Consider the following 6,250-nt stretch of genomic DNA (forward strand, 5'->3'; position numbering starts at 1 on the left):
GTAAGGACCGGGCGCTTTTTGCCCGGTTTTTCTTGCGGCAAAAATTTTTTTGAACTTAATCTTTTAAAGGCCACAAGGCTTCGGTATACTTAAAAAGTTAGACAAAATTATACATAATGGAGGGGATTCGAGTGGCGAGTCGTATTGTTCAAACAGACGAAAAGCTACCTTTAATTGAAAGTATTCCTTTAAGTTTTCAGCACTTATTTGCAATGTTCGGCTCAACGGTACTGGTTCCGCTTATTTTCCAGGTAGATCCGGCGACGATTCTGCTCATGAACGGAATCGGCACACTGCTCTATCTAGCCATTTGCCGCGGAAAGATTCCGGCTTATCTGGGCTCAAGTTTTGCATTTATTTCTCCGGTTCTTGCGGTCATCGGCACGCATGGTTATCAGGCGGCGCTTGGCGGCTTTATTGCTGTCGGGGTGGTTTTTATGGTTGTGTCGCTGATCATTCATCTTGTTGGCACGAAATGGATTGATGTTGTTTTTCCTCCGGTGACAATGGGCTCCATTGTGGCCATCATCGGGCTGCAGCTGATTCCAACGGCAGCGCAAAGCGCCGGTCTGATTGCCCCGGCTGGCGCTGCCAATTGGACGATGGATCCGAAGACGGTGCTTGTTTCGCTGCTGACGATCCTGATCACGATTCTCGGCTGGGTGCTCTTGCGTGGATTCTTGAAGATCATTCCGATCTTGATCGGCATTGTTGCCGGCTATTTATTTGCTTGGGCGGCGGGCATTCTCGATTTCAAGCCGGTGATGCATGCAGACTGGTTGTCGTTGCCACATTTTTATACGCCGACTTTTAATACTGCCAGCATTCTGATTATTCTTCCGGCAGCACTCGTTGTTATCGTGGAACATATTGGACACTTAATGGTTACAGGCAATATTGTTGGCAAAGATTTGATTAAGGATCCTGGTCTTGACCGTTCGATGTTCGGTAACGGGATTTCGACCGTGATTTCCGGATTTGTTGGATCGACACCGAATACAACCTATGGTGAAAACATTGGTGTCTTGGCAATAACAAAAATCTATTCGACTTGGGTGATCGGCGGAGCGGCGGTGATTGCGATTATTCTTTCTTTTGTTGGTAAGCTTTCAGCATTGATTACGTCGATTCCTTCGGCAGTGATCGGCGGGATCTCGCTGATTTTGTACGGTGTCATTGCTTCAAACGGGTTCCGTATTCTTGTTGAGAAAAAGGTGGATTTCGCTAAGGCCCAGAATATTATCCTGGCAACGGTGATTTTTGCAGCCGGATTGAGCGGTGTGACCATTAATATTGGCAAAGTGCCGCTAAACGGTATGGGTCTGGCAACGCTTGTCGGCGTGCTGCTCAGCTTGTTCTTTGCACTGATCAACAAGCTGCATCTGTCGAACGATGAAGAATAACTGAAGATCGGATTGTAAGACGCTCTCTCTGGATGGGGGCGTCTTTTTCTATTTGTATTCATCGATGACATTCGGTATACTGCTGATCAGACAGGAGGAATGTCCATGTGCATCGTGGATGAACGGTTTATGGCGTTAGCGATTGCGGAGGCGAAGAAAGCAGAAGCGATTGGCGAGGTGCCGATTGGGGCAGTGATTGTTAAGGACGGCGCAGTCCTAGCAGCAGGTTATAATAAGCGCGAGCTGCTTCAGGAACCAACCGCACATGCCGAGTTGATGGCGATTGAACAGGCAAGCCGAAAATTGGGAACCTGGCGCCTGTCCGGATGCACGCTGTACGTGACGCTAGAGCCGTGTCCAATGTGTGCCGGTACCATTGTTCTGTCGCGGATCGATCGCCTGGTCTATGGCGCGTCAGATCCCAAGGCGGGATGTGCGGGCACACTGATGAATCTGGTTCAGGAGGAGCGTTTCAATCACCGTGCCGAAGTTGAAGCAGGCGTGCTCAGCGAACGGTGTAGTGCAATGCTCAGTGATTTTTTTCGAAAACTGAGGGAGAGAAAGAAGAAGATGTGTGAAACCGACAATACATGATTTGCTTGCACTTGTCCGTTAGTCTGTGGTAAACTATTCTGCGTTACGATATTTGGCTGTGGAGGCGTACCCAAGTGGCTGAAGGGGACTGACTCGAAATCAGTTAGGGCGTCGTTCGGCGCCGCGGGGGTTCAAATCCTCTCGCCTCCGCCATTAATTTGTTATCCAATCAGCCGTGCTAGATGGGGAGGTAGCGGTGCCCTGTAACTCGCAATCCGCTGTAGCGAGGTTGAATTCCTTTCACGAGGTCTCGATACTGTGAGGCAGCCTCAAGCACGTGGTGTTGACGTCTGGGTCCCGCGCAACGGAAACTCATGAACCCTGTCAGGTCCGGAAGGAAGCAGCAGTAAGTGAGACCTTTCGTGTGCCGCGGGGCTGCCTGGGCCGAGCCGGCGACTTGAGAAACGCTCATGGTGTCTTGATCGACGAAAGGTGCACGGCGTTAAAATAATTGCAACAAGAGCTGTCGAAGCAGAGCTTCGGCGGCTCTTGTTTTTATAGAGAAAGATGTGTGCGGCAGTTTCTTTCATGCTCAGTTATCGGTATAATGAACGTGTATCTGTTAATTAAAGCCGAGTGCATTCGGTGAGAGGGGGAGAAAGATGGCTTATCAAGCGCTGTACCGAGTCTACCGGCCCCAGACCTTTCATGATCTGGCCGGCCAGCAGCATATCGCTCAGACTCTACAGAACGCGCTGACCAAACAGCAATTTTCCCATGCATATCTATTCACCGGACCACGAGGAACAGGAAAAACGAGTGCCGCGAAAATATTTGCGAAAGCCATTAACTGTGAACAGGCACCGACGTCAGAGCCATGTAACGAATGTGCGGCCTGCCGCGGCATCACAGCCGGCAGCATTGCCGATGTGATTGAAATCGACGCAGCCTCAAATAATGGTGTCGATGAAATTCGCGACATTCGCGACAAAGTGAAGTATGCGCCGAGCGAAGTACGGTATAAAGTTTATATCATTGACGAAGTGCATATGCTGTCTACAGGTGCGTTTAATGCCCTGTTGAAAACACTTGAGGAGCCGCCGGAACATGCTGTATTTATTCTTGCGACGACCGAACCTCAAAAAATTCCGCTGACGATCATTTCACGCTGTCAGCAGTTTGATTTTCGTCGCATTCCCTCGTCAGAAATCTTTCAACGGCTCCGCTTTGTTGTTCAAGACCAGCATCTTGAGGCAGAAGATGAGGCGCTGCAGCTGATTGCCAAGGCAAGTGAAGGCGGGATGCGCGATGCACTCAGCGTACTTGATCAGACGGCTGCCTACAGCGAAGCGGCGATAACCGTTCAAGATGTTCTTGATGTGACCGGCATGGTCGCCGATCAGATGATTCGTGAACTGATCGAATTACTGATGGAAAACAATGCCGCTGCGGCAGTCGGCAAAATCGGCGCACTGCTCGATCAGGGCAAAGATCCGCTGCGCTTGATGGAACAGATGATCTATTATTACCGTGATCTTTTGCTGTACCAAACGTCGCCGCAGCTTGAAGAGTTGCTGTCGCGTCCGCGTGTTGATGATGCGTTCCGGAAGCAGGCGGAAACCATTTCCTCAGGAACCATTTTTCATGTCATTAACCAATTAAACCGTGCTTTTCTGGACATGAAGCGGACCAACCATCCGCGGATTTTACTAGAGATGGCGATGATTCGTCTATGTGAGCAATCTGAAGTGCAAGCCACCGACATAGAAGCCGGTGCTGGGTCAGATGCATTAGCGAAACGCGTGGACGCCCTTGAACGCCAGGTAAAGCTCATGTCTGCCGCCCCTCAACCGGGGGTGACTCAGCAGCCTGTGCAACAGGAAACGAAACGCGCACGTGCGCCGCGGCGTAACAGCGGGCTGCGCATCCCGACCGCACATATTAATCGTGTGCTTGAGGACGCAACCAAAGAAGATCTGATTGAGCTGCGCTCAGCTTGGGCGAAAGTTATGGCGAAAATCCGGTCAGAAAATGTGGCGGCTCATGCTTGGATGCTTGAGAGTCAGCCGGTAGCCAGCTCCGCACAAGGGTTTGTTCAGGCGTTCAAGTATGACTTTCACTGCCAGATGGTTATGGAAAATAAAAATAATCTCCTGGGACTTGTTCAATCGATTGTACAGGATGTTACCCACAAGCAAAAAGTGATGTATCCGATTCCGGAGGATGCTTGGAAAAAGTTGAAAAAGGCATATATTGAACGTTCGAAATCAAATCAAGACGAGGACAGCGATGGTGAGAAGCAAGAAGAAGACTCGATTATTGCTGAGGCAAAAAAGCTTGTCGGTCCTGATTTGCTCGATATAAAAGACTAAAAACCGTGGAGGCGATTCGTATGATGCGCGGAAATATGAATAACATGATGCGCCAAGTACAAAAAATGCAGAAACAAATGGCAGAAGCGCAAGATAAATTGAAAGAAGAAATTGTTGAGGGAACAGCAGGCGGCGGAGTAGTTACTGTAAAAGCAAGCGGACAGAAGCAAATTGTTGATGTCGCGATTCAGCCCGAAGCGGTCGACCCTGATGATGTGGAAATGCTTCAGGACTTGATCGTTGCGGCTGTGAACGATGCGCTGACCCACGCGGATGAACTCTCGGCCAAACGACTTGGCAAGTTTACTCAAGGGATGAACTTGCCGGGATTCTAAGTTGAGAGCATGAATGGAAGTCTATGAGGACGGCGATTTCTGTTAAGAAATGCGCGGTCCGTTCCTTTATATGAAGATTTACTAGAGCGAAAGGAAGACCAGGAATGCAATATCCTGAACCGATTGCGCGATTAGTCGACAGTTTTATGAAATTACCAGGGATCGGTCCCAAAACGGCAGTGCGACTAGCGTTTTTTGCGGTAGATATGAATGAAGATGATGTGATGGATTTCGCGCGTTCGCTTGTTGATGTGAAGCGTAAACTGGTCTACTGCTCGGAATGCCAGAACATTAGTGACCATGATCCGTGTTCTGTTTGTGATGACTCTTCTCGTGACCATTCGATCATTTGCGTTGTGCAGGATCCAAAAGATGTCGTAGCACTGGAGAAGATGCGCGACTATCATGGGGTCTACCATGTACTGCATGGAGTGATCTCGCCTATGGACGGCGTTGGCCCGGAAGACATTAAGGTCGCTGAACTGATTCGACGGCTTGAAGATGAACAAGTAAAAGAAATTATTCTTGCAACCAATCCAACGGTTGAGGGCGAGGCAACGGCAATGTATATCTCTCGGCTCGTCAAACCGATTGGTGTCAAAACCTCGCGCATCGCACACGGCCTTCCAGTAGGCGGTGATTTAGAGTACGCGGATGAAGTGACGCTTTCTAAAGCACTCGAAGGACGTAGAGAACTCTGACAGTAAGCATTTCATGGGTGAAGAAGCGAGATTATTGGAGATGGTGGTGCCATGTTTGGCAGAAAAAAAGGCACATTGCGCAAAGAGCTAGACCAATCATTTTTGAATCTGCTTCATCAATGCAATGATGAATGGATGACTAAGAAAAAGATTATTGATGCAAGTATTGATCCCTCGGACGAAGTGCTGCATCAATTGAAACTTGCAGAAGCAAAATATTTCTATCTTTTAAAAGAATTTCGTGAGCGAAAGACGTTTATCGACAAATAAGGTTCTAAACGGGACATGCTTTCATATCCTATATATGGAATAACTGTAGGACAACCGCAGTTTTCGATATTATTAGGTGGGAGGCATGTCTTTTGAGTCGTTATCTTTTTTTGGTTATCGGCATCCTTGTAGTATTTTTGATTATGATTGTTGCGGGGGCATCAGCTCACCCAATGCGCTGGATCGGCAAATTGGCGGTTCGGCTTGTTGTCGGCGCGCTGCTTCTCTTTTTGCTGAATGTTATCGGCGAATCGTTTAGCATGCATATTCCGATCAACCTTGCAACAGCCGCAGTAAGCGGCCTCTTAGGACTTCCGGGACTTGCTGCATTGATTATCATAAAGTTCTCACTAGGTGTTTGAACGGAAACCGTTAAAAAAGTGCTTGACGTTGCTCGATGTAGATGATAAGATAATTTTTGCCGCTCATCAGAGGCTAAAAAAATATATTGACTCGTAAGTGAATCCATGTTAATATATTTCTTGTCGCTGAATTACAGCGGACAATGAAACGAAAAAAAGTTGTTGACTTCCCTTCGGAAACATGTTATTATTTAAAAGATGCTGTTGGGAACAACACAGCGAAGAATGTTCCTTGAAAACTAAACAAAAGCCAAGCGTGAATAAAGGGTTTTT

The 6,250-nt window shown here is 48.0% G+C and carries 7 protein-coding genes, 1 tRNA gene and 1 other RNA gene; all 9 read left to right on the top strand.

Annotated elements, in window-relative coordinates; all coding sequences use genetic code 11:
- Positions 1–131: 131 nt before the first annotated feature.
- The 9 genes from uraA to SIN01_RS13530 all read left to right on the top strand — a co-directional run bounded on the left by uraA (position 132) and on the right by SIN01_RS13530 (position 5,977).
- Complete coding sequence (gene uraA, locus SIN01_RS13490; protein ID WP_010026184.1) at positions 132–1,403, top strand: uracil permease; 1,272 nt, start codon at positions 132–134, stop codon at positions 1,401–1,403.
- 105 nt (positions 1,404–1,508) lie between these two features.
- Complete coding sequence (tadA, locus tag SIN01_RS13495; RefSeq protein ID WP_010026185.1) at positions 1,509–1,997, top strand: tRNA adenosine(34) deaminase TadA; 489 nt, start codon at positions 1,509–1,511, stop codon at positions 1,995–1,997.
- Between the two features lie 60 nt (positions 1,998–2,057).
- Positions 2,058–2,150, top strand: a tRNA-Ser gene (locus SIN01_RS13500).
- A gap of 20 nt (positions 2,151–2,170) precedes the next feature.
- Positions 2,171–2,437, top strand: an RNA gene (gene ffs / locus SIN01_RS13505) — signal recognition particle sRNA large type.
- A gap of 162 nt (positions 2,438–2,599) precedes the next feature.
- Positions 2,600–4,309 (top strand): DNA polymerase III subunit gamma/tau, encoded by a 1,710-nt coding sequence (gene dnaX / locus SIN01_RS13510; protein ID WP_010026186.1) that lies wholly within the window; start codon positions 2,600–2,602, stop codon positions 4,307–4,309.
- Between the two features lie 20 nt (positions 4,310–4,329).
- Positions 4,330–4,644 carry a YbaB/EbfC family nucleoid-associated protein gene (locus tag SIN01_RS13515; RefSeq protein WP_039746156.1) on the top strand — a complete coding sequence of 105 codons (315 nt, stop codon included), beginning with the start codon at positions 4,330–4,332 and terminating at the stop codon, positions 4,642–4,644.
- A gap of 104 nt (positions 4,645–4,748) precedes the next feature.
- Positions 4,749–5,345 (top strand): recombination mediator RecR, encoded by a 597-nt coding sequence (recR, locus tag SIN01_RS13520; RefSeq protein WP_010026188.1) that lies wholly within the window; start codon positions 4,749–4,751, stop codon positions 5,343–5,345.
- 51 nt (positions 5,346–5,396) lie between these two features.
- On the top strand, positions 5,397–5,615 hold the full coding sequence (locus tag SIN01_RS13525; RefSeq protein WP_010026189.1) for a YaaL family protein: 219 nt from the start codon (positions 5,397–5,399) through the stop codon (positions 5,613–5,615).
- A 92-nt stretch (positions 5,616–5,707) separates the two neighbouring features.
- A complete protein-coding gene (locus SIN01_RS13530; protein WP_010026190.1) occupies positions 5,708–5,977 on the top strand; it encodes a pro-sigmaK processing inhibitor BofA family protein in 270 nt (89 codons plus the stop codon).
- Positions 5,978–6,250 lie beyond the last annotated feature (273 nt).

Origin of the sequence: Sporolactobacillus inulinus, from assembly GCF_006539285.1 — a bacterium.
GTDB lineage: Bacteria > Bacillota > Bacilli > Bacillales > Sporolactobacillaceae > Sporolactobacillus > Sporolactobacillus inulinus.